The sequence below is a fragment of the Streptomyces sp. NBC_00878 genome, from assembly GCF_026341515.1.
Taxonomy (GTDB): Bacteria; Actinomycetota; Actinomycetes; order Streptomycetales; family Streptomycetaceae; genus Streptomyces.
This window is the reverse complement of record NZ_JAPEOK010000001.1, coordinates 10,104,071-10,128,170: the sequence shown is the minus strand read 5'-3', so window position 1 is coordinate 10,128,170 and position 24,100 is coordinate 10,104,071. Positions and strand designations below refer to the sequence as shown.

The 24,100-nt window shown below is 69.7% G+C and carries 24 protein-coding genes and 1 pseudogene; 6 read left to right on the top strand and 19 right to left on the bottom strand.

Annotation, left to right across the window (positions count from 1 at the left end; translation table 11 throughout):
• Positions 1-35: 35 nt before the first annotated feature.
• The 7 genes from OHA11_RS44170 to OHA11_RS44140 all read right to left on the bottom strand — a co-directional run bounded on the left by OHA11_RS44170 (position 36) and on the right by OHA11_RS44140 (position 8,893).
• On the bottom strand, positions 36-1,607 hold the full coding sequence (locus OHA11_RS44170) for a glycoside hydrolase family 43 protein (protein WP_266506695.1): 1,572 nt from the start codon (positions 1,605-1,607) through the stop codon (positions 36-38).
• On the bottom strand, positions 1,604-2,590 hold the full coding sequence (locus OHA11_RS44165) for an ATP-binding cassette domain-containing protein (RefSeq protein ID WP_266506693.1): 987 nt from the start codon (positions 2,588-2,590) through the stop codon (positions 1,604-1,606). The genes OHA11_RS44170 and OHA11_RS44165 overlap by 4 nt, the downstream gene beginning before the upstream one ends.
• Complete coding sequence (locus OHA11_RS44160; protein WP_266506691.1) at positions 2,587-4,458, bottom strand: dipeptide/oligopeptide/nickel ABC transporter permease/ATP-binding protein; 1,872 nt, start codon at positions 4,456-4,458, stop codon at positions 2,587-2,589. Before OHA11_RS44160 ends, OHA11_RS44165 begins: the two co-directional genes overlap by 4 nt.
• Positions 4,455-5,396, bottom strand: a complete 942-nt coding sequence (locus tag OHA11_RS44155; protein ID WP_266506689.1) for an ABC transporter permease — start codon at positions 5,394-5,396, stop codon at positions 4,455-4,457. Before OHA11_RS44155 ends, OHA11_RS44160 begins: the two co-directional genes overlap by 4 nt.
• 102 nt (positions 5,397-5,498) lie before the next feature.
• The gene (locus OHA11_RS44150; RefSeq protein WP_266506687.1) at positions 5,499-7,028 is read right to left on the bottom strand and encodes an ABC transporter substrate-binding protein; all 1,530 of its coding nucleotides are present in this window, start codon (positions 7,026-7,028) and stop codon (positions 5,499-5,501) included.
• A gap of 428 nt (positions 7,029-7,456) precedes the next feature.
• Positions 7,457-8,452 (bottom strand): LacI family DNA-binding transcriptional regulator, encoded by a 996-nt coding sequence (locus OHA11_RS44145; protein ID WP_266506685.1) that lies wholly within the window; start codon positions 8,450-8,452, stop codon positions 7,457-7,459.
• An 87-nt stretch (positions 8,453-8,539) separates the two neighbouring features.
• The gene (locus OHA11_RS44140; protein ID WP_266506683.1) at positions 8,540-8,893 is read right to left on the bottom strand and encodes a helix-turn-helix transcriptional regulator; all 354 of its coding nucleotides are present in this window, start codon (positions 8,891-8,893) and stop codon (positions 8,540-8,542) included.
• 117 nt (positions 8,894-9,010) lie between these two features.
• Between OHA11_RS44140 and OHA11_RS44135 the strand changes: the two genes are divergently transcribed.
• Positions 9,011-10,126: a Gfo/Idh/MocA family protein gene (locus tag OHA11_RS44135; protein WP_266506681.1), complete on the top strand. Its 1,116-nt coding sequence runs from the start codon at positions 9,011-9,013 to the stop codon at positions 10,124-10,126.
• A gap of 232 nt (positions 10,127-10,358) precedes the next feature.
• Entirely contained in the window at positions 10,359-11,144 is a 786-nt protein-coding gene (locus OHA11_RS44130) for a DUF5995 family protein (protein ID WP_266506679.1), read from the top strand.
• A gap of 26 nt (positions 11,145-11,170) precedes the next feature.
• Here OHA11_RS44130 and map read toward each other — a convergent pair whose 3' ends face one another.
• From map to OHA11_RS44110, 4 genes and pseudogenes are all read right to left on the bottom strand, one after another.
• Positions 11,171-11,938 (bottom strand): type I methionyl aminopeptidase, encoded by a 768-nt coding sequence (map, locus tag OHA11_RS44125; RefSeq protein WP_266506677.1) that lies wholly within the window; start codon positions 11,936-11,938, stop codon positions 11,171-11,173.
• Positions 11,939-12,065: 127 nt separating this feature from the next.
• Positions 12,066-12,248: pseudogene (locus OHA11_RS44120) on the bottom strand (N-acetyltransferase); the annotation flags it as partial.
• A gap of 25 nt (positions 12,249-12,273) precedes the next feature.
• A complete protein-coding gene (locus OHA11_RS44115) occupies positions 12,274-12,867 on the bottom strand; it encodes a TetR/AcrR family transcriptional regulator C-terminal domain-containing protein (RefSeq protein ID WP_266506675.1) in 594 nt (197 codons plus the stop codon).
• Positions 12,868-12,968: 101 nt separating this feature from the next.
• Entirely contained in the window at positions 12,969-13,784 is an 816-nt protein-coding gene (locus OHA11_RS44110; RefSeq protein WP_266506673.1) for an SDR family NAD(P)-dependent oxidoreductase, read from the bottom strand.
• A 147-nt stretch (positions 13,785-13,931) separates the two neighbouring features.
• On the opposite strand from OHA11_RS44110, the gene OHA11_RS44105 reads away from it, so the two are divergent.
• The 4 genes from OHA11_RS44105 (at position 13,932) to OHA11_RS44090 (ending at position 17,337) form a co-directional block, all read left to right on the top strand.
• Positions 13,932-14,966, top strand: a complete 1,035-nt coding sequence (locus tag OHA11_RS44105) for a winged helix-turn-helix domain-containing protein (RefSeq protein ID WP_266506671.1) — start codon at positions 13,932-13,934, stop codon at positions 14,964-14,966.
• Positions 14,967-15,171: 205 nt separating this feature from the next.
• Positions 15,172-15,546, top strand: coding sequence for a hypothetical protein (locus OHA11_RS44100; protein WP_266506669.1), 375 nt, complete (start codon positions 15,172-15,174; stop codon positions 15,544-15,546).
• Between the two features lie 131 nt (positions 15,547-15,677).
• On the top strand, positions 15,678-16,067 hold the full coding sequence (locus OHA11_RS44095; RefSeq protein WP_266506667.1) for a hypothetical protein: 390 nt from the start codon (positions 15,678-15,680) through the stop codon (positions 16,065-16,067).
• Positions 16,068-16,398: 331 nt separating this feature from the next.
• Positions 16,399-17,337 carry a serine protein kinase RIO gene (locus tag OHA11_RS44090; protein ID WP_266506665.1) on the top strand — a complete coding sequence of 313 codons (939 nt, stop codon included), beginning with the start codon at positions 16,399-16,401 and terminating at the stop codon, positions 17,335-17,337.
• Positions 17,338-17,436: 99 nt separating this feature from the next.
• On the opposite strand, the gene OHA11_RS44085 is transcribed toward OHA11_RS44090, so the two are convergent.
• Genes OHA11_RS44085 through OHA11_RS44050 form a run of 8 tightly spaced genes read right to left on the bottom strand, consistent with a single transcriptional unit; the run spans position 17,437 to position 24,090 of the window.
• Positions 17,437-18,573 carry a sugar ABC transporter substrate-binding protein gene (locus OHA11_RS44085; protein WP_266506663.1) on the bottom strand — a complete coding sequence of 379 codons (1,137 nt, stop codon included), beginning with the start codon at positions 18,571-18,573 and terminating at the stop codon, positions 17,437-17,439.
• Position 18,574: 1 nt separating this feature from the next.
• Positions 18,575-18,793, bottom strand: coding sequence for a hypothetical protein (locus tag OHA11_RS44080; RefSeq protein WP_266506661.1), 219 nt, complete (start codon positions 18,791-18,793; stop codon positions 18,575-18,577).
• A complete protein-coding gene (locus OHA11_RS44075; RefSeq protein ID WP_266506659.1) occupies positions 18,790-19,791 on the bottom strand; it encodes a Gfo/Idh/MocA family oxidoreductase in 1,002 nt (333 codons plus the stop codon). Before OHA11_RS44075 ends, OHA11_RS44080 begins: the two co-directional genes overlap by 4 nt.
• A 15-nt stretch (positions 19,792-19,806) precedes the next feature.
• The gene (locus OHA11_RS44070; RefSeq protein WP_266506657.1) at positions 19,807-20,583 is read right to left on the bottom strand and encodes an SDR family oxidoreductase; all 777 of its coding nucleotides are present in this window, start codon (positions 20,581-20,583) and stop codon (positions 19,807-19,809) included.
• The gene (locus OHA11_RS44065; protein WP_266506655.1) at positions 20,580-21,575 is read right to left on the bottom strand and encodes an NAD(P)-dependent oxidoreductase; all 996 of its coding nucleotides are present in this window, start codon (positions 21,573-21,575) and stop codon (positions 20,580-20,582) included. The genes OHA11_RS44070 and OHA11_RS44065 overlap by 4 nt, the downstream gene beginning before the upstream one ends.
• Complete coding sequence (locus OHA11_RS44060) at positions 21,568-22,827, bottom strand: Gfo/Idh/MocA family protein (protein WP_266506653.1); 1,260 nt, start codon at positions 22,825-22,827, stop codon at positions 21,568-21,570. The genes OHA11_RS44065 and OHA11_RS44060 overlap by 8 nt, the downstream gene beginning before the upstream one ends.
• Before the next feature lie 19 nt (positions 22,828-22,846).
• Positions 22,847-23,647: an HpcH/HpaI aldolase/citrate lyase family protein gene (locus tag OHA11_RS44055; RefSeq protein WP_266506651.1), complete on the bottom strand. Its 801-nt coding sequence runs from the start codon at positions 23,645-23,647 to the stop codon at positions 22,847-22,849.
• Complete coding sequence (locus tag OHA11_RS44050; RefSeq protein WP_266506649.1) at positions 23,644-24,090, bottom strand: aldehyde dehydrogenase family protein; 447 nt, start codon at positions 24,088-24,090, stop codon at positions 23,644-23,646. Before OHA11_RS44050 ends, OHA11_RS44055 begins: the two co-directional genes overlap by 4 nt.
• Positions 24,091-24,100: the final 10 nt, after the last annotated feature.

Genomic DNA, 24,100 nt, shown 5'->3' with positions numbered 1-24,100 from the left:
GGGTGCCGGTCGGGTGTCTCGGACGGGATGAAGCGTCAGTCCTCGCCCCGGTAGCCGAACCGGTCGAAGGCGACGGTCCCTTCGGCGGCGTACATGCCGACGACGCGGCCCGTGAAGGACGCGGAGGTCTCGGCGGAGACATAGCGGCCGTCGAGCACCGCGAGCTCGACCGGTCCGGTGCCGGAGCCGGTGCCGGAGCCGGAGCCGGAGCCGGTGCCGGAGCCGGAGCCGGAGTCGGTGCCGGTGCCGGTGCCGGTGCCGGTGCCGGAATCGACGGACAGTCGGACCAGGTCCGGGCCGAGGGCGTCGAGGCCCATGCCGCTGACCGGCTCGGTCTTGATCTGTACGGTCACCGGTCCCGGGGGAATTGGCTGCTCCCAGGTCTGGCAGAGCCCGCCCACCCGGGCGCGGGCACGGGCGATGCCGGCGCCCACCTCGATGTCGTAGTGGTGGCGTTCGTCGATCCGCAGGCTCAGCCCGCCGACCCCGTCGGTGCTGTCCACCCGGACCGAGAAGACGGCCGACTCGTGCTGCTGGCGGCGGCCGACGAAACGTGGCAGCGGGTCGTCCATGGTGGAGCCGTCGGCATGCACGACGAGGCGGCCCGGGCGCTCGGTGAGCGAGGACCAGTCAGCGGCCGGCGTACGTATCGAGAGCCATTGCAGGCCGAGTTCGGTGCCGCTGAAGTCGTCGTGGCGGACGACCGGTCCGGTGGGCGCGGTCAGCTCGACCGGCTGCACCACCGGCCAGCCATCGACCCACTCCAGCGCGGTGCTGAACGTCTCCCGGCCCATGGGAGAGAAAGCCCTGGTCAGGCCGCGCGGCCGCATACCCAGCAGGAACAGCGCCCAGCCGCCGTCGGGGGTGCGCACCAGGTCGGCGTGGCCGGTGTTCTGGACCGGGCGGTCGGTGCTGCGGGCGCTGAGCACCGGATTGGCCGGGCAGCCCTCGAACGGCCCGTCCGGACGGGCCCCACGGGCGATGCTCACGGCATGCCCGCGCTCGGTGCCGCCCTCTGCGATCAGGAGGTACCAGGTGCCGTCGATCTCGTACAGATGCGGTGCCTCGGGGAACATCAGGCCCGTGCCCGACCACAACGACCGGGGTTCTTCGAGGGCTTGGCCGGTCTCCAGGTCCATACGGACCTGCTGGATGCCGAGATGTTCGCCGGCGCGGTCACCATCGAGCTGCAGACCCGAGTAGGTGACGAAGCACGTGCCGTCGGAGTCCCAGGCGAGGTCCGGGTCGATACCGGGCACCCCCTGCATGACGACGCCGTCGGACCAGGGCCCCTCGGCCCGGTCGGCGGTGAAGATCAGGCTGCCGCGCCCCATCGCGTCGGTGACGACCAGCCAGAAGCGGCCGTCGTGGAACCGGATGGTCGGCGCCCAGGCACCGCCGAGCGTGGGGACCTTCTCCACCGCGAGCTGCCCCGGGCGGGTCACCACATTGCCGATCTGCTCCCAGTGCACCAGGTCGCGGCTGTGGAACACCGGCAGGCCGGGGAGGTACTCGAAGCTCGAACAGGCGAGGTAGTAGTCGTCGCCGACGCGGGTGATGCTGGGGTCCGGGTGGAAGCCGGGGACAATGGGGTTGGGCAGGGTCATGCTCGGTCTCCCGACGTGGAGGCGATGGTGGAGGCGTTCGTGGAGGCGTTCGTGGAGTCCTTTGTGGAGGCGTTCGCCGAAACGGCTGCGGAAACGCCTGCGGAGGCATCGGCCGCCATGGCCGCCGCCAGACGTTGCCGCTCGGCCCGGCGCTCGGCCTGCCGCCCGGGGTCCGGCACGGGCGCGGCGAGCAACAGCCGCTGTGTGTAGGGGTGTTCGGGTGTCGTGGTGATCCTCGCCGCGTCCCCGGTCTCGACGATCTCCCCCTCACACATGACCGCCACCCGGTGGCTGATGTGCCGAACCACGGACAGGTCGTGGGTGACGAAGAGATAGGCGACGCCGGTGCGTTCCTGGATCTCGACGAACAGGTCCAGTACCCGGGCCTGGGTCGACAGGTCCAGTGCGCTGACCGGTTCGTCGCAGACGATGACCCGTGGGTCCCGGGACAACGCCCGCGCGATGGCGATGCGTTGGCGCTGACCGCCGGAGAACTCCCTTGGCAGCCGCTCCCCCGCGTCGGCGGGCAGCCGGACCTGGTCGAGCAGATCCCGCACCCGCCTCTCGGCTTCGGTCCGGGAGGTTCCCGCGACTCTCAGCGGCTCGCTGAGGATGTCGGTCACCGTCATCGCCGGATTGAGCGAGGTGTACGGGTCCTGGAACACCACCTGGATGTCGTCGCTGAGCGCCCGGCGTTCCTTTCGGCCCAGGCCCGAGATGACCTTGCCGCGGTACCGGACGGCTCCGGAGGCGACCGGAGCCAGGCCGAGGACGGCCCGGCCCAGGGTGGTCTTGCCCGATCCCGACTCACCGACCAGCCCCAGGGTCTCCCCCGCGCCGATGGTGATCGACACTCCCTTCAGCACCCGGAACGGCGGCTTGCGCCAGCCCTTCGACGGGTACTCCACGACCACGTCGTCGGCGACCAGCAGGGGTTCCGCCGGGAGCTCCGCCGGGAGCTCCCTTTCCAGTGTCCCGGTCATGCCGGACCCTCCTGACGTGCGGTGTTCGTGACGGCCGCGACGCTCGCCGGCGCGGTGCGACTCGGACTCAGCGCGGACCTCGGCTCGGCGTCCTCCAACGTGGACGCCAGGAGCATGCGGGTGTACGGGTGCCGCGGATCGGCGAACAACTGCCGTACGGGTGCGGACTCCACCACCCTGCCGGTCTGCAGCACCGTCACGCGGTCGCAGATGTCGGCCACCACACCGAAGTCGTGGGTCACCAGGATCACGCCCATGTTCCGCTCGCGCTGAAGTGACCGCACCAGGTCGAGCACCTCGGCCTGCACGGTCACGTCGAGCGCCGTGGTCGGCTCGTCGGCGATCAGCAGGTCCGGCTCGCAGGACACCGCGCCGGCGATGAGGACACGCTGCGCCATACCGCCGGAGATCTGGTGCGGATAGGAGGTGAAGACCCGCTCCGGGTCGGCGATACCGACCCGCTCCAGCAGAGCGAGGGTCTTCGCCTTCGCCTCGGCCGCCGACAACCCGAGGTGCCGGCGAACCGGCTCGACCAGCTGGGCGCCGATACGGAAGGAGGGGTCGAGGTTGGACATCGGCTCCTGCGGCACGTAGGCGATCCGGCGACCGCGGTACCGGTTCATCTCCGCGCGGCCGAGACCTCCCAACTCCTTGCCGTCGAACACCAGTCGGCCGCGGGAGACCCGGGCCTCCCGGGGCAGCAGACCGAGGACGGCGAAGGCGGTCTGGCTCTTGCCGGAGCCCGACTCCCCCACGAGTCCGAGGACTTCGCCCCGACGCACCGTCAGGGAGACGCCGTCGACAACGGTCTTCTCGCCCTCGGCCGTCGGATAGGAGACCTTCAGGTCTTCGAGGACGAGCAGGGTGTCGTCCGCCTCCCCCGCCTCGGACGTTCCGCTCGTGCCGGACGACGCGGAGGCCACGGACTGCGCCTTCCTCGCCACGGCCTGCTTGCCGGCGGCGGCTGCGCCGCGCGGCTTCCGCCCACTCGCCGCGCTCGCGTCCAGCGCGTCCCGCAGAGCATTGCCCAGCAGGCCGAACACGGCGACGGTCACCGCGAGCGCCACTCCGGGCCAGACCAGCAGGACCGGCTTGGTGTAGATGTTGGCGAAGGCGTCGTTGAGCATGGAGCCCCAGCTCGCCTGGGTCGCCGAGCCCAGGCCGAGGAACTCGAGCCCGGACTGGATGACGATGCCGAGACCGAGCATCTGGGCGGCCTGGATGATGGTCGGCGCCTGCACGACGGGCAGGATGTGCCGGCGGATGATCCGGGGATCCGCCAGACCGGACACCCGGGCCGCGTCCACGTACAGCTCCTCGCGTACGGAGATCACCGAGGCGCGGATCAGCCGGAAGACTCCCGGCGACATCAGCACGCCGAAGACCGCCATGGCGACGTACGTGTTCTGGCCCACCGCGGACATCACGACCAGCAGCACGATGATCGCCGGTACGGCCATCAGCAGGTTGGCCAGCCAACTGCTCACGGCGTCGAACCACTTGCGGTAGTACCCGGCCACCAGGCCGGCGGGAACACCGATCACCAGGGCGACGGCCACCGCGAGCAGGGCTCCCAGCAGGCTCGTACGACCGCCGTAGAGCAGTCGGGCCAGGACGTCACGGCCGACACCGTCACCGCCCAGGGGGTGTGTGCCGCTCATCGGGGCCAGGCTGTCGGTGAGCGAGGTGTGGGCCGGGTCCTGACTGGTCAGGAGCGGGGCGAACAGGCCGGCCAGCGAGATGAGAGCGAGGAGCACCAGACAGGTCACGGCCACCGGGCTGCGCAGGAGCCGACGCAGGAGTCCCGAGCGGCCTCTGGCGGCGACGGCCGCTGACACCGCCGTTTCTTCGGACTGAGGCAGCGTCATCCGACACGCACCTTCGGGTTGAGCCAGCCGTACGCGAGGTCCATCAGGATGTTGACCACCACGACGATGGCGACCATGACCACGACGACGCCCATGACCACCGGGGTGTCGCCCTGGGATCCGGCGCTGGTCGCCTGGCTGCCGATCCCGTTGAGGCCGAAGACCTTCTCGACGACCACCGCGCCGCCGACCAGGCCGATGAACTGCAGGGCCAGCACGGTCAGAGCAGCCGGGGCCGCATTGCGCAGCGCATGCCGGAACAGCAGGCTCCGCTCGCTGATGCCACGGCTGCGGAGGGTACGTATGTAGTCCGCGCGCAGTACGTCGACCATGGAGCCGCGCACCTGCTGCGCGGTGGCGGCGATCGCTCCGACGGCGAGCGACAACGCCGGGAGGGTGATCGACTTCAGCCAGCCACCGGCCGAGTCCGCCAGCGGAACGTAGCCGGTCGCGGGCAGCCAGCCAAGGTGGACGCCGATCACCACGGCGAACACCAGGGCGACCAGGAAGCTGGGCACGGCGAACCCGAGGACCGCGAGGAACTGCACCAACTGGTCCAGCACACCCCGGCGGACCGCGGCGGCCACTCCCAGCACCGTGCTCAGTACCGCCGACAGCAGCAGCGCCGCCAGCACGATCGACAGTGTGACCGGCAGTTTGTTGGCGAGTGAGGTGGTCACGGACTCACTGCTGAACCACGAGATGCCGAGGTCGCCGTGGACCGCGTCCGCGAGCCAGTGCCCGTAGCGGACCACCATGGGCTGGTCGAGTCCGAGTTCGGCGGACTTGGCCGCCACCTGCTGCTGGGTGGCGGTCTGCCCCACGATCTGGCGCACCGGATCGGAGCCGGTGAGGCCCATCAGTGCGAAGGTCGTGGTCGCGATCACCAGGACCAGGACCAGCCCGGCGGCGATGCGCCGGACCAAGAAAACGATCATCTGTCTCTCCACCTTGCCTCTCCCTGACCGTGTTCGTCGGAGGCCGGGCGGGAGCGCTGCCACCACTGGGTGCCACCACTCCCGCCCGGCCCGTCGCCCGGGTCAGCCAGCGGGCTTGAAGTTGTAGATCGGCGGTACGGCGGCGAACGCCTGCGGCGTGAAGGTGACGCCCTTGGTCGTCGCGTAGTTGCTCTCCACGGAGTCCCAGGGCGCGTTCCACGCCTGGTCGACGAGGTAGGTGTTGAGCTCCTTGAACAGTGCGTCCTGGGTGGCTCCGGTCGCCGACTGGGCCTTGGTGATGAGGTCGGTGACCTTGGGGTCCTCGCTGTGCAGCGGATTCCACAGAGCGCTCTTGGCCACCTCGATCTGGATGGTGTCCCAGGGTCGGAAGGAGGCCAGGGTCATGTAGGACAGGGGGTACTTGCCCGCGAGGAGGGCGCTGATGAGCTGGGTGGGCGGGATCTTGTCGACCTTGACCTTGATCCCGATGTCCTCCAACTGCTGGACCATGGCCGCCTGTTGGTCCGGGAAGACGGACGAGACATCCGGGACGGTGACCGAGAAGCCTTGCGGATAGCCCGCCTCGGCCAGCAGTTGCTTGGCCTTCGTCGGGTCGTAGGGGTACTTGGAGTCCAGCGAGCTGTCGAAGGCGGAGCCCGCCGGGTTGAAGATCTGGGTCGTCGCCTTGCCGAGTCCCTGCTTCGCCGTCTTGACGATCGTGGAACGGTCGAAGGCGTAGTTCAGGGCCTGGCGGACCCGGACGTCGCCGAGCGCCTTGACGATCTTTCCTTCGCGGTCCCAGATGTACACGCCCTCGACGTCACCGGAGGTGTACTTGGTGACGTTCAGCCCGCTGCTCCTGGCCGGCGCGACGTTCTTGGCGCTGGCCAGCAGCGCACCGTTGATCTGTCCCGAGCGCAGCGCGTTGAGCACGGCGGTCGGGTCGGTCAGCGGCTTGAGGACGATCTTGTCGAAGGGGAAGGCGGCCTTGTTCCAGTAATCCGGATTGCGTACGAAGGTGTACGTGCTGCCCGCCGTGGTGGCGGACTTGTCCATGGCGTACGGGCCGGAGCCCACCGGGGCCGTCTTGAGGGTCCCCGCGGTGATGGCCTTGGGGCTGGCCATCATTCCGGCCACGTTTCCGAGGTTCGGCACCAGCGAGGGGTCGGGGGCCGAGAGCTTGATCGCGACCGTGGTGGCGTTGACCACGTCGACGCCGCTGATGCTCGTGAGCTGGCCCGCCGCCTCGCTGCTGCCTCCCTTGGTGTGCAGCAGATTGGCCTTGACCGCCGCCGCGTCCAGGGCGGTGCCGTCGGTGAACTTGACGCCGCTGCGCAAGGTCAGCGTGAGTACCGTGCGGGCCGCGTCGTACGACCACTTGGTCGCCAGGTTGGGCTTGACCTCGGCCGTCGGGGACAACCGCAGCAGCGGGTCGTAGACGGGCTGGTAGTACTGCGCGTTGTTGCCGAGACCGGCGTCGGCCAGATCCCATGGCTGCGCCGCGATCACGGGCGCCAGGGTGAGCGTGCCGCCGGTGGCCGCGTTACCCGAACCGGAACCTGAGCCCGAGCCGCACGCGGCCACGGACAACATCAGGACAGCCGATACGGCCGTCAGCGCGATTCTTCGCATGGGTACTCCGCTGGTGAGTGGATGACCGGGCGGCGGCGGGCATCAAGCCGCCCTGAAGGGCCTCGGAGGTAGTGGGGGAACCAGGTCCTGACGCGGCCTGGACCGCTCTTGGCGGTCAGCCGTTCCTGGCCGAATGGGTGTGAGCTCCACCGTTTTCGATGGATGCGAACCAGCCACTGATACGTACAAGTGAAACGTATGCGTAACGTAAGCCCACCCCTTGGCGGGCCACAAGACCCTTGCGTCAGTGTTTTCCGGAAAGCCGGAATTCGGAGGAGTGGCGCCGAGGCACGCCCGCGGGCGCCCCGGCCGGGCCGGCCGGGCCGAAGCGAGTGGGGCCGGCTTGAGCGAGGCCGGTTGGCGTCAAGCCGACCGTTGGCGTCAAGCCGACCGTTGCGTCAGGCCGACCGCCGTCCGGTCGGCTCGCGTCAGGCCGACTCGCGTACGACCAGGCTCAGCGGAGTCACCTGGGGCGGCGTCGGCAGCGATCGGCCGGTCACGCCACTGACGATCATCCGGGCCGCGCGGCCCACGACGACATCGAGGTTGTTGTCGATCGTCGTCAGCGGTGGCATCGCGAAAGGCGCCAGCTTGTCGTTGTCGACACCGATCACGGCCAGGTCACCGGGGGCGGAGAGACCCACCCTGCGCATGCCCGCGAGGAGGGCGAATGCCGTCTCGTCGTTGTAGGCGCACACTCCCGTGACGGCCGGGACGGCCGAGTGCCAGTGCTCGGCCGCCGCGGCGGCGGCCGAGATGTCGAGGGGCACATCAAGCACGACTGGGAGTTCAAGGCCGAGTTCCGCGCAGGCGGCACGGGCGCCGTCGAGCCGCAGGGCGAAGAACTCCTGGAGCCGGGGATCCCCGGGAGCGGCATAGCCGGTACGGGTGTGCCCCGTCGCCGCCAGCCGCTCGACCTGCATCGTGCCGATGAGACGCTGGGGAATGGTCAGGACGCCCGGATCGACCGTAGGGCCCATCCCGGCGCTGACCACGTGGATTCCGGCCGCCCGCATGCTGGCCGCGTCCTCGGGGGAGACGTCGAAGGTCGTCATCACGGCCGCCGGCATGAGTTCCCGCCACAGCGATTCGAGCGGGGCGTGCCGCTCGCGCCGTGTGACGAGGTTCAGGCCGTGCCGCTCCAGTTCGTCGCCGAGGAGCTCGACCAGGGAGGTCAGAGTGCCGCCGACAGGAACGTCCGGAAGGAACATCACCACCAGATCGCTGCGGCCCAGGCGGAGCGCGCGTGCGGCGGCCGACGGCTTGTAGCCCAGTTTCGCCACCGCATCCAGCACTTTGCGCCGGGTCTGCTCGGAGATCTTCTGGTGCGGCACGTCATTCAGTACATAGCTGACCGTCGTCTGTGAGACCCCTGCCTCCTTGGCGACGTCGGTCGCCGTCACGCGGCCGGCCCTGCCCGCCATGGGAGCCTCCTGGGACATCTCGGACAAGCCTGTACGACGCGCCCGCCCGAACGGCGAGATTCACTGAATCGTAACAGTGAAGATGCGTCACACGCCTTCGGTGTCGGCCACCAGGATCCGGCGACCGGCGCCTTCCTTGGTGACCAGTGCCATCAGGTGGGGAAAGCGCTGGTCGAGGTCGTCCTTGCGCAGGGTGTTGACGCGCAGAGTGCCGGCGTCGTGCTGCCGGATGAGACCGGCCTCGCGCAGGATGCGGAGGTGGCGGGTGAGGGCCGATTTCGCGACGACCGGATAGAAGCCCTTGCATGCCAGGCCGGGTCGGGAAGCGAGCGTCACCACGATGGCCAGCCGGGTGGGGTCGGCCAGGGCTCTCATGATCTGGAAGAGGTCGAAGTCCTCCGTGGCGGGGTGGGTGAGCGGGGAGGACGTGCGGCTGGCCATGGCGCAAGGGTACCGGGCCGGCCACCACGGCTATGTTCGCAAGAATGTGTACATGGACTACGGTGAGGCGGCGGAGGTGATCTATGCCCCCCGCTCCTCAACTCGTAGGAGATATCTATGTCCTTGGCCCCTTCCTCGGTTGCGTCCGGATCTTCCATCGGCGTGGGAATCATCGGCCTCAGCACCTCCGGCGGCTGGGCGGCCGCCTCCCACCTGCCCGCGCTGCGGGCCCTCGACGGGTTCGACGTACGCGCACTGAGCACGTCCAACCCCGACTCCGCCCGCAGGGCGGGCGAGCAGTACGGAGTGCCACTCGCCTTCGGCAGCGCCAAGGAATTGGCCGAGAGCCCGGACGTCGACCTGGTCGTGGTCAGCGTCAAGGCTCCCGATCACTACGTGAATGTCATGGCCGCGCTGAACGCCGGGAAGATGGTGCTCAGCGAATGGCCGCTGGGCAAGAACGCGACCGAGACGAAGGAGCTGGCGGAGACCGCTCAGGCCAAGGGCATCCGTACGTTCGTCGGTCTCCAGGCCCGCACCGCACCGCACATCCAGTACCTGCGCGACCTCATCGCGGACGGCTACGTGGGCGACGTACTGTCCACGACTCTGGTCGGCTCCGGATTCGCCTTCGGCGACACCATCGACCAGAGCACCCTCTATCTGCTCGACCCCGCGAACGGCGCGACGATGCTGACCATCCCCTTCGGCCACACCATCGACGCGCTGACCATGGTGCTCGGGGAGTTCGCCGACCTCGACGCGATCACCGTCACCCGCCGCGCCACTGCCCGCGTCACGCAGACCGGCGAGGAGGTGGCGGTGCGCTCGCCCGACCAGATCGCCGTCCAGGGTGTCCTGGAGTCCGGCACTGTCGTCTCCGCCCACTACCGCGGTGGACTGAGCCGGGGCACGAACTTCCTGTGGGAGATCAACGGCACCGAGGGCGACATCCAGGTCACCGCGCCCAACGGTCATCTCCAGGTCGGACCGATCAGCCTCCGCGGCGCCCGCGGCGAGAACAGCGAACTGGCCGAACTGCCCCTGCCCGCCGCCTACGAGCTGCCCGCCCTCGCCGACGCCCGGACCAGCGTGGCCTACGCCGTCGGCCACGCCTACGCCGGCATCCGCGAAGACCTGCACCAAGGCACCCACCGAGTCGCCGACTTCACCCACGCCCACCGCCGCCAGCAGCTCTTCGACCGCATCGAGAACGCCGCCAAGCGCAACTGACGCTCGACCAGGGCGAGATCGAGCGCCACGTCTCGAAGATCGAATGGGTCGGCTCTCGGTGAACTCGGACAGCGCCTCGGTAGTCGACCGATACCGCCGGCGATATCGCCGGCGCTGCTCTCTCAGTCCCGTTCCCCGGTGTGCGGTGGTAGGACGGGGGCTGCAATCGGCGCTGCGGACAGCAGTCGTCAGAGTGCGGGCCGAACATGGGGACTGTGAGAGGGAGTTGGGCATGAGAGCAGAGAACATCGACGATGTCGTGGACGGGCTTGCCGCGATCGTGCGGGAGGCCGGCCGCGCCGGTGACCGGGTCGGGTACTTCGCGGCGCTGTACCGCCAGGTGACCGTCGAGGTCCGCACGGCCATTCACGGTGGGCTGTTCGACGACGGCGTCCGAATGGACCGTTTCGACACGCACTTCGGCAACCGCTACTTCGAGGCGTACGACGCCTGGCATCGTGACCGGAGCGGGCCGCGTTGTTGGCGCGAGACGTTCGGGCTGCTCGACGACGCCGACACCATCATCGTCCAGCACCTGATACTCGGCGTGAACGCGCACATCAACCTCGACCTGGCCATCGCCGCCGCGCGGACCAGTCCGGGCGAGGACATCCACGCGCTACGGCACGACTTTCTGCTGATCAACGACATCCTTGCGCGGGTGGTGTTGGTGCTGCAGGACTCGCTGGGTGCCCTGTCGCCGCTCATGTCGCTGCTGGATCAGGTAGGAGGCCGTACCGACGAGCAGATCCTCGACTTCAGTGTCCGTCAGTCCCGCGAGGAGGCGTGGTACAACGCCGTCCTGCTGGCCGGCCAGAACGAACAGGAGCGCGAGGCCACCATCAAGCGGCTCGACATCCGGGCCGCCGTGCTCGCACGATTGATAGCGCGACCGGGTGTCCTCGTCCGGCCGGCCCTGAAGCTGATCGAGAGTACCGAGAGCGATGACGTACCGGCCGTCATCACTCATCTGGACAACGCCATGGAGCAACCCTCCGCCCGGCTGCGGACGGGGTGAGGCCCGTGGATCGACATGCCATTCGGTCACGGCAGGGTGAGGATGCGGGGGCCGTCCTCGGTGATGGCGATGGTGTGTTCGATGTGGGCGGCTCGGCTGCCGTCGACCGTGCGCAGGGTCCATCCGTCGGGGTCGGTGTGGTACTCGTTGCGCCCTCCGGCCATGAGCATGGGTTCGAGGGCGAGGGCGAGGCCGTGGCGCAGGGGGAAGCCGCGGCCGGGTCGTCCGTGGTTGGGTACGTGGGGGTCCTCGTGCATCTGGCGGCCGATGCCGTGGCCGCCGAAGTCGGCCGGCATTCCACAGCCGGCCCTGCGGGCGACCGTGCCGATGGCATGAGAGATGTCGCCGATCCGATGGCCGACGGTGGCGGCGTCGATGCCCGCGTCCAGGGCCTGCTGGGTGGCGGCGATGAGTTCGAGGTCGGCGGGGCGAGGGGTGCCGACGGTGAAGCTGATCGCGGCGTCGCCGGTCCAGCCGTCGAGTTCGGCCCCGCAGTCGATGCTGACCAGGTCGCCGTCGCGCAGGCGGTAGTCGTCGGGGATGCCGTGCGAGACGGCGTCGTTCACGGAGGCGCAGATCACGGCGGGGAACGGGACCGGAGCGAAGGAGGGCTGGTAGCCCAAGAACGGAGAACGTGCTCCGGCCTTGGTGAGAACGGTGCGGGCGGCTTCGTCGAGCTCGCGCAGTCGGACTCCCACGCCTGCCGCCGCACGGGCGGCCGCGAGTGCGTGGGCCACGACACGTCCGGCTTCTCGCATCGCTTCAAGTGCCGTGTCGGTCTTGATCTCCACCATGTGTCATGACTCCCTGCCGTGCGACGCCATACGGCGCTTCCCAATACTTATACCGGTATTAGTATCACGGTCATGGCGAGAGTTCCTTGGCCGACCCGGCCGGCGGCAATGGAAAGGTCTGTCTGGTTCAGGAGAGTCGCAAGTCGGTCCAGGGAATGGTGTCCCCCGGCAGGAGGTATCGCTCGGTCTCGACGAACCCGCGCTTCCGCGCGAAGAGTTCCTCCCCGAATCCCCGCCCACGGTGCGCCGCGAGCACGCGGGCGATGACGGTGGCCGTACGTGTCTCGTCCGTCGGCGGGCGCACCGTGCTGCGGGGCCGCGTCGCCGAGGTGTCTTCACGCCCTCGGGGGCAGCAGTCTCGACAGGCCGTAGTGGAAACGGTCGTCGAAGGAGTCCGCGACCATGAGCTGCTCGCCGACCCTGGCGAGGGCCGGGTAGCTGCCGGTGGCGACGAGTTCGTGGAACGAGCCGCGGGGATTGTCGGACGGGGTCTGCTGTTCCTGGGTCAGGCCGAGCGTGAAGTAGACGATCGACCAGCACAGGCGGGCCGCGTCCGTCTCGCCGTATCCGGCGTCCAGCAGGGCACCGACGATCGTGTCGCCGACGCGCAGCGTCTTGCCCGTGCCGTTGAAGGTGCCCGCGACCAGGCGGCCGCCGTCGCGGTGTGCGAGCAGGGCGTCCCGGTAGCGGATGGCGACCGTGCGGACTCGTTCGACCGGTTCGTCCGGCAGGTGGGTGACGTCAACGGTGCCGACGATGTGGTCGGCCATCGTCTCGATGAGGGTCTGCTTCGTCTTCACGTACCAGCTCACCGAGTTGAGGTGGGAGCCGAGGGTGCGGGCGACCCCGCGCAGCGTCAGCTTGTCGAGGCCTTCGGCCTCCAGCGTGGTGAACGCCGCCTCGATCACGTCGTCCAGTGTCCAGCGCATCCTCGTGTCCCGTTCCGTTCTCCGTCACCCACCGGCGATTTCTTGGTCATGGTACAAGCGGGCTGTTCACAGCCCCTTTCATGGTCATTCCAGGGACCCGCTCAGACACCGAATGCCGCCTGGGACACCGCGTCCCAGCGCTCCCACTCCTCGATGCGGGACGCGTACTCCGCCCGGATCACGTCGAGCGCCCCCTTGCCGAAGAAGATCCGCAGCGGCGGCTCGTCGGCGTCGACGACCGCGAGGATCGCCGCGCGGGTGGCGCTCGGCTCGCCGCGCACTCCGGCCGGCCGCTGCATGCCGGCGCGGAAGTCGTCGTAGGCGGCGAGGCGTTCGGCGTGGACGGCGGACGGTCCCGCCCACTCGGTGGCGTATCCGGCGGGTTCGACCAGGGTGACCTTGATGCCGAAGTCCTTGACCTCCTTGGCGAGGCTCGCGGTGAATCCCTCCAGGCCGTACTTCGAGGCGTGGTAGACGCCGAGGCCCGGCAGCGAGAAGACGCCCGCGATCGAGGAGACCTGGATGATGTGCCCGCCGCCCTGGGCGCGCAGGTGGGGCAGCGCGGCCTGCGTGACCCACAGGGGACCGAACAGATTCACCTCGATCTGCGCCCGGGCCTGCTCCTCGCTGATCTCCTCGACCGTGCCGAACAGGCCGTAACCGGCATTGTTGACCACGACGTCGAGGCGGCCGAAGTGGTCGGCGGCCTGACGCACAGCGGCATCGACGGCCGCGCGGTCGGTGACTTCGAGCTGGAGCGGCAGCAGGTTGCCGCCATGGATCTTGATCAGGTCGTCGAAGGCGCCGGGGGCCCGGCTTGTCGCGGCGACCCGGTCGCCCCGTTCCAGCGCGGCCTCGGTCCACTGCCTGCCGAACCCCTTGGACGCGCCGGTGATGAACCATGTCTTCGCAGTCATGTCGTACTCCTGTGTTCTATTCTTGGTCTTTGACCAAGTTCTCTCTCCAGTAGAGTTGGTCAGCGACCAAAAGTCAACCGTGGGCGAACCGACCAGCCGTCCCGGAGCGTCGTATCCTGAGACCACTTGTTCATCGGGGGAGCTCAAGTGCTGCGGATCCACCTCACCAGCGAGGACGTCGGGCGAATCCGTATCGCCGCCGGACCGGTGCCGGCCTGGGAGATGCTGCTGAGCCTGCACGCTCTGCGCGGGCCGGCCGACCACGGTGTGTTCGGGCCGTGGCGCGCCAAGGCTCTCGGTACGCTGGATCCGTCCGCACGTCTGTTGCTGCCTCTCGCTCCGCCGAGGGGCTACTCCCCGGACTTCCTCACGCCCGCCGACAGCGATATCGAGTCGGCCATGGACACCGTGCAGCGAACGGCTCGGGACAGGTTGCGCACGGACCTCACGATCCTGGCCGGACAACGCGGCACAGCCACCTGGATGCGGTCGCTGGCCGACGCCGACACCGGAGCCCTACGGCGCGTGGGCACCGCGATGCGCCGCTACCACCAACGTGTCCTGGCCCCTGCCTGGGACCGCATACACACCGTGGTGGCGGCCGAGCGGGCAGCGCGTGCGGCCGACCTGCTGGACGGGGGCGTGGAGCGCATGCTGAACAGCCTGCATCCGCAGATCCGTTGGGAGGCACCGGTCCTCTCGGTGGCCTATCCCGTCCGAAGGGAACTCCACCTGGGCGGTCGGGGGCTGCTGCTCGTCCCGTCGTATTTCTGCTGGGCCCGCCCCATCACGCTGCGCGATACGCGGCTGGACCCGGTGCTGGTCTATCCGGCCAACCGCGGTCTGCAGCGCCTGGTGGAGCCCGCCGACAAGTCCGACGGCGACTGCGTGGCGCGGCTGCTCGGGGCCACGCGCGCCGCCGTTCTGGAGGAGATCGCGGCGGCCGGGGGCATCACGGGCGCGGACATCGTCCGGCGCCTGCGCATCTCGCCCGCCTCGGCGAGCGAACACGCCACCGTGCTGCGGCAGGCCGGTCTCGTCGTCAGCCACCGGACCGCCAACACGGTGTTGCACATGCCGACCCCGCTCGGCCGGGCCGTCCTCGACGGCGACGCCCGGACGCTCCGGTCCCCCTGTGCGCATCGGCCACGACCCACCGAGGCCGACCACCGCGTCCCGTGAGTGATCGCGGTCCAGCTCCGAACAGACCTTTGATGTCAAATATTTCACCCGTGCCGGGCAGGTCTTTCGGCTGAGCCCGAACCGCCGTGCGCGGACGAAGCGGCTGGGGCAGGCTTGCCGACGACCACCGGGCTCCGGCGGTCGAGGTACGCGGCCGCGCACCTCACTCGGAGACGAGAACACGATCACCGCGAAGGAGCGCTCCATGCGCGTACGGGGGATTTTGGCTGCCACGATGGTGGCGGCCGTGACGGCGGGCACAGGACTGGCGGGTGCGGGAACCGCCGCGGCGGCGAGCGGCTGCACCGGTCCGGACGGCAACGGCTACTACTGGTGCTACAACGTGCGAGGCGCGCCGGTCTACGACTCCCGGGAAACCGACGGCTACCCGATCCCCGACCGGATCGTCGGCTACATGAACAGCACCCACAGCTGGTTCCACTGCCGCCGCGACGACGGGCCCTACGTGGGCGGCCCGCACCCGAACCGCTGGCTGTTCACCAAGGCGGACAACGGCCAGTGGGGCTACATGAAGGACACCTCGATCTCCAGCGAGACCAACCCGGTGCGTTCCTGCTGAACCGTGCCGGTCCCGCCTCACGCACTCAAGAGCGGCCGCGCGACGCAGCACCACCACTACCGCTCGCGTGGCGTGGGAATCCGCGCGGCCCCACCGAAACGACACCATCGCACCATCACAGGGGGATCACCATGAAGGCATCCACTCGCAAGTTCTCGGCTCTTCTCACGACCGGCGTGTCGCTGGCCGCGCTGGGCACCGTCTTCTCCGGCACGGCCGAGGCGGCCACACCGTGCTGGTGGGGCGACGGCGGAATGCACATGTACTGCAACAACGTCGTGGGGGCCACCGTCTACGCCGGCCCCAACACGAATCGTGCGGTCGGCAAGATGTACTCGAACCCGAGCTGGTTCGAGTGCCGCACCGACCACGGCGCCTACGTCGGCGGCCCGCACCCGTACCGGTGGCTGTGGACGCAGGCCGACAACGGCCAGTGGGGCTACATGAAGGACACCGACATCTACAGCGAGACCAACCCCCTGCCGGACACCATCGGCAACGGCATTCCCCAGCCCTGCTGACACCACAGCCGCGCGACGGGCTGTCGTCACGACCGCCCGCGCGACGGGCTGTCGTCACGACCGGCTGACAGCAACGACCCGGCCGACGTCAGCCCGAACAGGGCCGGGACGAGCCCGGTACGGAGGATCACACCGGGAACCTACGGCACCGCTGGGGCCGTTCGACGCGGGCCGTCTTTATTCGGTTGCAGCTCCCTGTGTCCGCCCCTCACCATGGGCGAAACACCGGGAGCTGCCCGGTGCTCCACGAGAGGAGGCACGACCGTGACCACAACTGTCTTCGGCCTGCCCGCAGACCGCCTCCCTCTCGCCTCATGGAGCACCTCCAGCGATGTCTCACGACGATCTCTCGCAGCACCCTCAGCACCCGGCATTTCCTGACGACTTCATCACCGACACCTACCGCCACGTCCCGCCGCCGGACGACCTGGGCGACGTCGACGACCGGTTCGTCTTCGACTTCCATTCCTACGACGACCTCGAGGACGGCCGGCGCTGGTCGACCTGGCTCAGTGTCGAACCCCTCTGCCGAGGCCCCGAGCCCCTCCCGGACTGGGTGGTGACCTCGCAGGGCGCGATCGACACCGAGCTCGGCGTCCTCAAGACCGGCAAGGAGGCCGACGTCCACCTCGTCGAGCGCGCCGACCCGCTCGACCCTGCCACCGGGGTGGTCATGGCGGCCAAGCGGTACCGCTCTCCCGAGCACCGGACCTTCCACCGCTCCGCGTCCTACACCGAGGGCCGTTCGATGAAACGCTCACGTGACGAGCGGGCCCTCAAGCGGAAGAGCACCTTCGGCCGGCAGGTCGCGGCCGGCGAGTGGGCGGTGTCCGAGTGGGGTGCGCTGGTGCGGCTCTGGGACCTCGGACTACCGGTTCCCTACCCGGTCCAGATCGACGGCACCGAGATCCTGATGGAGTGGATCACCGTCGTCGACGAGGACGGCGCCGTCCAGACCGCGCCCCGGCTCGCCCAGACCCGACCCTCACCCGAGCTGCTGGCGGCGTACTTCGAGCAGCTCACCGATGCGCTCGCGACGATGGTGCAGAACGGCGTCGTGCACGGCGACCTCTCGGCGTACAACATCCTGGCGGCGGGCGAGCGGCTGGTCATCATCGACCTGCCACAGATCGTCGACCTGGTAGGCAACCTGAACGGGATGACCTTCCTCCAGCGCGACTGCGCCAACATCTGCGGCTGGTTCCGCTCGCGGGGCCTCGATGTCGACGAGCACGCGCTCTTCGCGGAGCTGATGGCGCACGCCTTCTGAGCCGGGCGGCTTGCCGGGACCTGTCCAGCAGAGCCTGTCCGGGCGATCATGTGACCGCCCCGTGCCCGGATCATTGTCGCGGGCACGGGGCGCATGAACCTACTTCAGGCCGATCGCCGCACAGTCCTCCGCGTACTTCGGGGTGCAGATGTCCTTGACGGTGTAGACGCCGTCCGCGATCACCGTGCTCTTGATGTTGTCCGTCGTGAGGGAGACCGCCGGCACCAGCATCGAAGGGATCTCCTTCTCGGTGGGGCTGTCGACCCTGTCCTGGGTCAGCGCGTCGAACTGGATGTCGTGGCCCTGGACCATGTAGACCGCCATCTCCGCGGCGTGGGTGGCCTCGTCCAGGAACGGCTTGTACACGGTCATGGACTGCTCGCCCGAGACGACCCGCTGCACCGCGTCCAGGTTCGCGTCCTGGCCGGTCACCGGGGGAATCTTGGTGGCGCCCGCCTCCTTCAGCGCCTCGATGACGGCGCCCGCCAAGCCGTCGTTGGCCGCGTAGACGGCGGCTATGTTGTCGAGGCCGACGGCCTGGATCGCCTTCTTCATGTTCGCCTTGGCGACCGCAGGCGACCACTTGTCGGTGTCGTACGCCTTGGCGATCTGGACCTTGTTGTCGAATTCTTTGAGGGCTCCCCCCTTGTACTTCGCGTAGTTCGTGTCCGCGGGGTCGCCGTTCATCATGACGATCTTGCGGGATGCCGACTTGCTGCCGAGCGCCTCGGTGATGGCGCGCGCCTGGATCTCGCCGACGGCTTCGTTGTCGTGCGAGACGTACGCGCTGACCGGGCCCTGCGCGAGCCGGTCGTAGGCGATGACGGGGATACCGGCGTCCTTCGCCTTCTGGACGTCCGGGGCGATGGCCTTGGCGTCCAGCGCGTCCAGCAGGATGACGTCGACCTTCTGGTCCACCAGCTCCTGGAGCTGCCGGCTCTGTTTCTCCTGACTCGCCTCGGCGTTGGCGTAGACGACCGTGCCCTTGCCGTGCGTGAGGGTGGCGACCCCCTTTTTGATGATCGGGTAGTCGAAGTTCTCGAAGCGCGCGGTGTCCTTGTCGGGCAGGAGCAGCCCCACCGTGATGTCGTCGCCCTTCGTCGGGGATGCGGCGCCGCCGCTTCCGGCGATGCCGTCGACAACGCCGCACGCGGTGAGGGCGAGAGCCGACGCGGAGGCGGTCAGGGCTATCGCGGCACGACGTACGGGGGTTCTGTGAAGGGTTGGAGCGCTCACGTCAGGCGCCTTCCGAGTGTGAAGGGAGCAGGGGGGCTTTCGTGCGGCGCACCATGTCGGCCGCTTCCTTGAGCTCGTCCCGCCGTGCGAAGTCGTGCTCGACCGGGACGAAGCGTCCGTGGCCGAGTTCGTACGGCGAGACGTAGTGGTCCTTGATGTCCGGTGAGGCCTGTCTCCGCGATCGAGTGGAGCCTTCGCCTGCCCGATCGCTGTCCGTCACCCGCGCACTTCCTCGATGCGGACCGGGCGGTGCTCGCGGAGGGACGCGGTGGCGGCTTCGGCGACCCAGCTGGATTCGACCGCGTCCGTGAGGGTGCAGGGGGACGAGCGAGCGCCGCTGACGACCTCGGTGAAGGCGGCGAGTTCGGTGCGGAAGGCGTCGGCGAAGCGGTCCATGAAGAAGGTGTGCGGGACGCCGGCGGGGAAGGTGGTGCCGGGTTCGACGGAGCGGAGCGGGAGCTTGTCCTCCAGCCCGGCGGCGACGCTGTCGCGGGAGCCGTGGAGTTCCAGGCGGACGTCGTAACCGCGCGCGTTGTAGCGGGTGTTGGAGACGACGGCGAGGGTGCCGTCGTCCATGGTGAGGACGGTGGCCGCCGAGTCGACGTCGCCGAGGTCGCGGATCCACTCCTCGCCGCGGTTCCCGCCGGTGGCGTACACCTCGACCACCTCGCGGCCGGTCACCCAGCGCACGGCGTCGAAGTCGTGGACGCTGCAGTCGCGGAAGATGCCGCCGGAGACGGCCGCGTAGTCGCGTGGCGGAGGGGCCGGGTCAAGGGTGGTGGAGCGGATGGTGTGCAACCAGCCGAGGGCGCCGCTGTGCAGGGCCTCGCGGGCAGCGACGAACCCGGCGTCGAAGCGGCGCGGGTAGCCGATCTGGACAGGGACGCCCCGGTCGGCGAGCAGGCGGGCCGTCCGGGCGGCCTCGGCGGTGTCCGCGGCAACGGGCTTCTCGCAGAAGACGGGCAGTCCTGCCTCGACCGCGGCCTCCAACAGGGCAGGGTGGGCGTCGGTGGCGGCGGCGATGACGACACCGTCCAGGCCGGCGCCCAGCAGGTCGGCCACGGAGTCGACGGCGTGGGCATCGAGTTTCCCCGCGATGTCGTCGGCACGGCCGGGCACGGCGTCCGTGACCACGAGAGTGTCCACCGACGGCAGGCCGCTGAGCGTCTGGGCGTGGAACGCGCCGATCCGCCCCAGCCCGATCAGTCCGATTTTCATGCCGCGTACGTCCTTTCAGTCGATGGCGCCGATCACGTTCTGGTCCCAGTCGATCACGGATCCAGTAACCACTCCGCTACGCTCCGAGAGCAGGAAGACGGCGAATTCGGCGATTTCGTCCGCCCGGCCCAGACGACCCATGGGCAGGTTCTTCCCGGCCTGTTCGCGCCAGTCGTCGCCGGCGCCATGGAAGGCTCGCTGGATGGCGTCCTCACCTTCGGTGTCCGTCCATCCGATGTTCAGCCCGTTGACACGGATGCGGTCGAAGCGGTGTGCGTGCGCGGCGTTACGGGTGAGCCCGGCCAAGCCCGCCTTGGCGGCACTGTACGGCGCCAGGAAGGGCTGACCACAGTGCGCGGATGTGGAGATAATGTTGACGATCGTCCCGGGGGCCTGCCGGGAGAGCATGTCGGCGACGGCGCCCTGCATCAGGAAGAACGGCGCGCGCAGATTGACGGCGATGTGCTCGTCGAACAGCTCCGGCGTGGTATCCAGCAGCGAACCGCGTGAGGTCAGGCCCGCACAGTTGACCAGGCAGTCCACCCGCCCGAATCGGTTGACCGTGGCGGCCACCGACGCCTTCGCCTGCGCCACGTCGCTGACATCGGTCCTGACGAAGGCGGCTTGAACTCCCGTGGCGACGAGTTCCGCGGCCAGCGCCTCGCCGGGCTCGGCACGGCGACCGGTGAGGAGCACCGACGCGCCTTCCCGGGCCGCGGCTCGGACGACCGCGGCGCCGACTCCCTTGCTGCCCCCGCTGACCAGCACGACCTTGTCGTCCAGCAGTGTCATCTCGATCTCTCCTTGGAACAACCGGTGGGCATCCACTCGGGCTTGGCAAGCGTGGCCGGACGACGTCCGGCCTGCACATCGGCGACGCCTCGGGCCGCGTCGGCGTAGGTCGCGGCTTCGGCGCGGATGCTCGTGCCCATCAGGTGCGGGGTGAGCAGGACGTCGGGGTGGTCGAAGAGCGGGTGGTGGACGGGCGGCTCGGGGTCGTGGACATCCAGGCCGACACCGGACAGCCGGCCCGCGGCGAGCGCATCGAGTACGGAGTCGAGGTCCACCAGTCCCCCACGACGGCGGTTCACCAGCACCGCCCCGAGCGTGACCGCGGTCAGGAGCCGGCGGTCCACGAGGTGGCGGGTGGTGTCCGAAAGCGGCACGTGCAGGGTGATGACGTCGCTGTGCGCGGCCGGTTCGCTCAGATCGGGGCAGTCGACGGCGTCCGGCGGCGTGGCGAACCGGTCGTGGGCGAGCACCCGCATCCCGAAGGCCTTCGCGAGCGCGCCGACCCGGCGCCCGGTGCGGCCGATACGCCCGAAGCGGCCGAAGCGGCCGAAGCGGCCGAAGCCGATGATGCCGATGACCGCGCCGCGCAGGTCGCCGACGGGGGCCTCGACGCGCCGCGCCCACTGTCCGTCCCGTACCAGCCGGTTCAGCGGTCCGAAGCGTTTGACCAGGTGCAGTGCCATGCCCAGGACGCCCTCGGCGACCGCTTGGGAGCCGCTGTCCGCGGTGACGACCACGGCGATGCCGCGCTCGGTGGCCTCGGCCACGTCCACCAGGTCCACGCCGGCCCCGGTGCGGGCCGGCACACGGCGGTTGGGCATCCGGTCCAGTGCGTCCCGGTCGACCACGGCGTCGGCACGGATGATCGCGCCGACGGCCGCGGCCAGGTCGTCCGGCCCCGGGTGGGCCACGAAGGCGGCCTTTCCTCGCAGTTGCCCCTGTGCCTGCGTGGGGTCGACCCTGCCGAGGGCGACGACGGTGGGATCAGGCATGGCTCGCCTCGACGTGTGGTCGGCGTCCGTAGGCGGCGTCCGGGACGGGGCTGACGGGGTGCCAGAGTCCGTCCTCGGCCGAGGCGGCGACGGCGGCGAGGACCTCGGCGTCCTGGTGGGCGTCGTAAATGGTCGCGTTGCGCTGTGCGCCGCCGGCCAGCGCGATGAGGAACTTCTTGGCCTCGATCACCTTGAGGTCGTCGAATCCCATGCTGTTGGCCGGTCCGGGCTGGAACCGCGCGTAGTCGCCCATGGAGGCGTTGGCGAGGACCGTGGTGTATCCGACATTGGGTCCGCCGCGCCCGAGGCAGAGCCGCAACTCGTTGAGCTGCTCGAAGTTCCAGGACGCGGAGCCCTCGGTGCCGTAGACCTCGATGGCGAGTCCGCACTGCGGGCCGACGATGACGCGGGAGGCCTCCAGGGTGCCGACCGCGCCGGTGGTGTACGGGCCGTCGGCGAAGCGGACCAGCGCGGAAACCTGGTCGTCGTTCTCGACCGGCGCCATCTCACCGTCCTCGATGACGGCGAAGTGCGTACCGGAGCCCATGGGCAGGACGGGCCGCTCGGTGTACACGGTGGAGAGCAGCGAGCTGGCCTCGCGGATCGGTCCGACGACGTACTGGACGAGGTCGACGACATGGCTGAGCAGGTCGCCGAGTGCGCCGCTGCCGGCGAACTCGCGGCGGAAGCGCCAGGAGAGCGCGCCCTTGGGCTCGGCCGCGTAACCGCAGTAGAAGACGGAGCGGACATTGGTGATCCGGCCGAGGGTGCCGTCTGCGACCAGTTCGCGGATGCGCTCTACGGCCGGTGCGCCACGGTAGTTGTAGCCGATCGAGGTCTCGACGCCGGCCGCCCGCGCGGCGGCGGCGACCGCCGCGGTCTCGGTGACGCTCCGTCCGACCGGCTTCTCGATCCAGAACGGCTTGCCCGCCTCGGCGGCGGCGACCGCGATCTCGCGGTGCACGTGGTTGGGCCCGCAGATGGAGACCACGTCGACCTCGGGGTCGGCGAGGACCTCGCGGTAGTCGGCGGAGGATCGGGCGTAGCCGAGCACGTCGCGGGCGTAGGCCGCTCGATCGGGTGCGGTGTCGGCGGCGTGCACGAGTCGCGGCCGCAGGCCGAGTTCGGGGTAGACGACGGGGATGGCCTGGTAGGCGCGGGTGTGCAGTCTCCCCATCCAGCCCACGCTGATCAGGCCCACACCGAGCGTTGCCGGGTCCTCGGAGCCGTCGGAGTCCTTGCCGTTGATCATGGTTGTGCTCCAGGGGGGTTCAGGATCGGGACGCGGTGCGTGCCTGGTTGAGGTGGGCGGTGACGGCTGCGGCGAGCAGCGTGGAGTCGGAGCCGATGGCGACGAAGGTCCAGCCTTCGGCGATCCGGGCCGCCGCCCCGGTTCCGTCGTTCACGAGCAGGCCGCACGCCTTGCCGTGTGCCTTGGCGGCGGCGCGGACCGTGTCCAGTGCGGCTGTGTAGCGGGGCGCGGTGAACTGTCCGGGGACGCCGAGGTCGTGGCTGAGGTCGCGGGGGCCGACGAAGAGCACATCGGCGCCGTCCAGCGCGGCGATCTTGTCTACGTCGTCGAGGGCGGCGGCCGACTCGATCTGCACCACACCGAGGGGAAGATCCTCGTCGCGTTCCAGCGCTCCGGGGTCGAGTCCGAAGCGGCAGGCCCGGTTATAGGTGGCCACGCCCCGGTCGCCGTCCGGCGGATAGCGCAGGTGCCGCAGCGCGGCGGCGACTTCGTCCGCGCTGTCCAGACGAGGCAGCATCACGCCGGCCGCGCCCAGGTCGAGCACCCGCCCGATGCGGATGCGCGCCGCGGACTCGACGCGCACGACGGTCGCCACCCCGTACGCGGCGGCGGCCGGGACGAGGGCGCGCACCTGCTCCTCGCCGCCCGCGCCATGCTCCAGGTCGAGCAGCAGCCAGTCGACCCCGGCGGCGGCGCAGACCTCGCCGACGACGGGAGCGGCGGCGCCGACGAACGTGCCCACGGTCGCGTCCCCGGCGGCCAGCCGTCGGCGCAGGCGGCCGTGGTCCAGTGGCGAGCGGTCCAGTGGCGAGGAGTTCATCCGAACCACCTCCGCTCGGCGAGCCCGGCCTCATATTCGGTGCGCAGTGCGGCCACGTTCGGCTGTTCGGCGACCTCGGCGGGGGCGACGTCCCAACAGACGCCCGCGCCGGCGGCCAGTCGGATGATGTCGCCGGAGCGGCCCGCCTCGCCGGCTGCCTCGGTGATCGTCTTTCCGGTCTCGGCGCTGATCAGCCGTGCCGTCCGCGCCGCTCTCAGGTCGGCGAGTTCGGCCGCGCGGAAGAGGGTCCGCATCCGCTCGTGGGCGGGTGTGGCGCGCCGGACGGCCGCGCCCGCCTCGGCCGCCACCAGTGCGGCCTCCACTTCCTTCGATCCGGCCACGGGTACGACACCCACTGTCGCGCCGTCGAACGGCGAGGTCACTTCCTCGGCGGCGCCCGAGTCCGCGGGCGTCCACGTACCGCCGATCAGCGTGTCCACCATGACAACTACC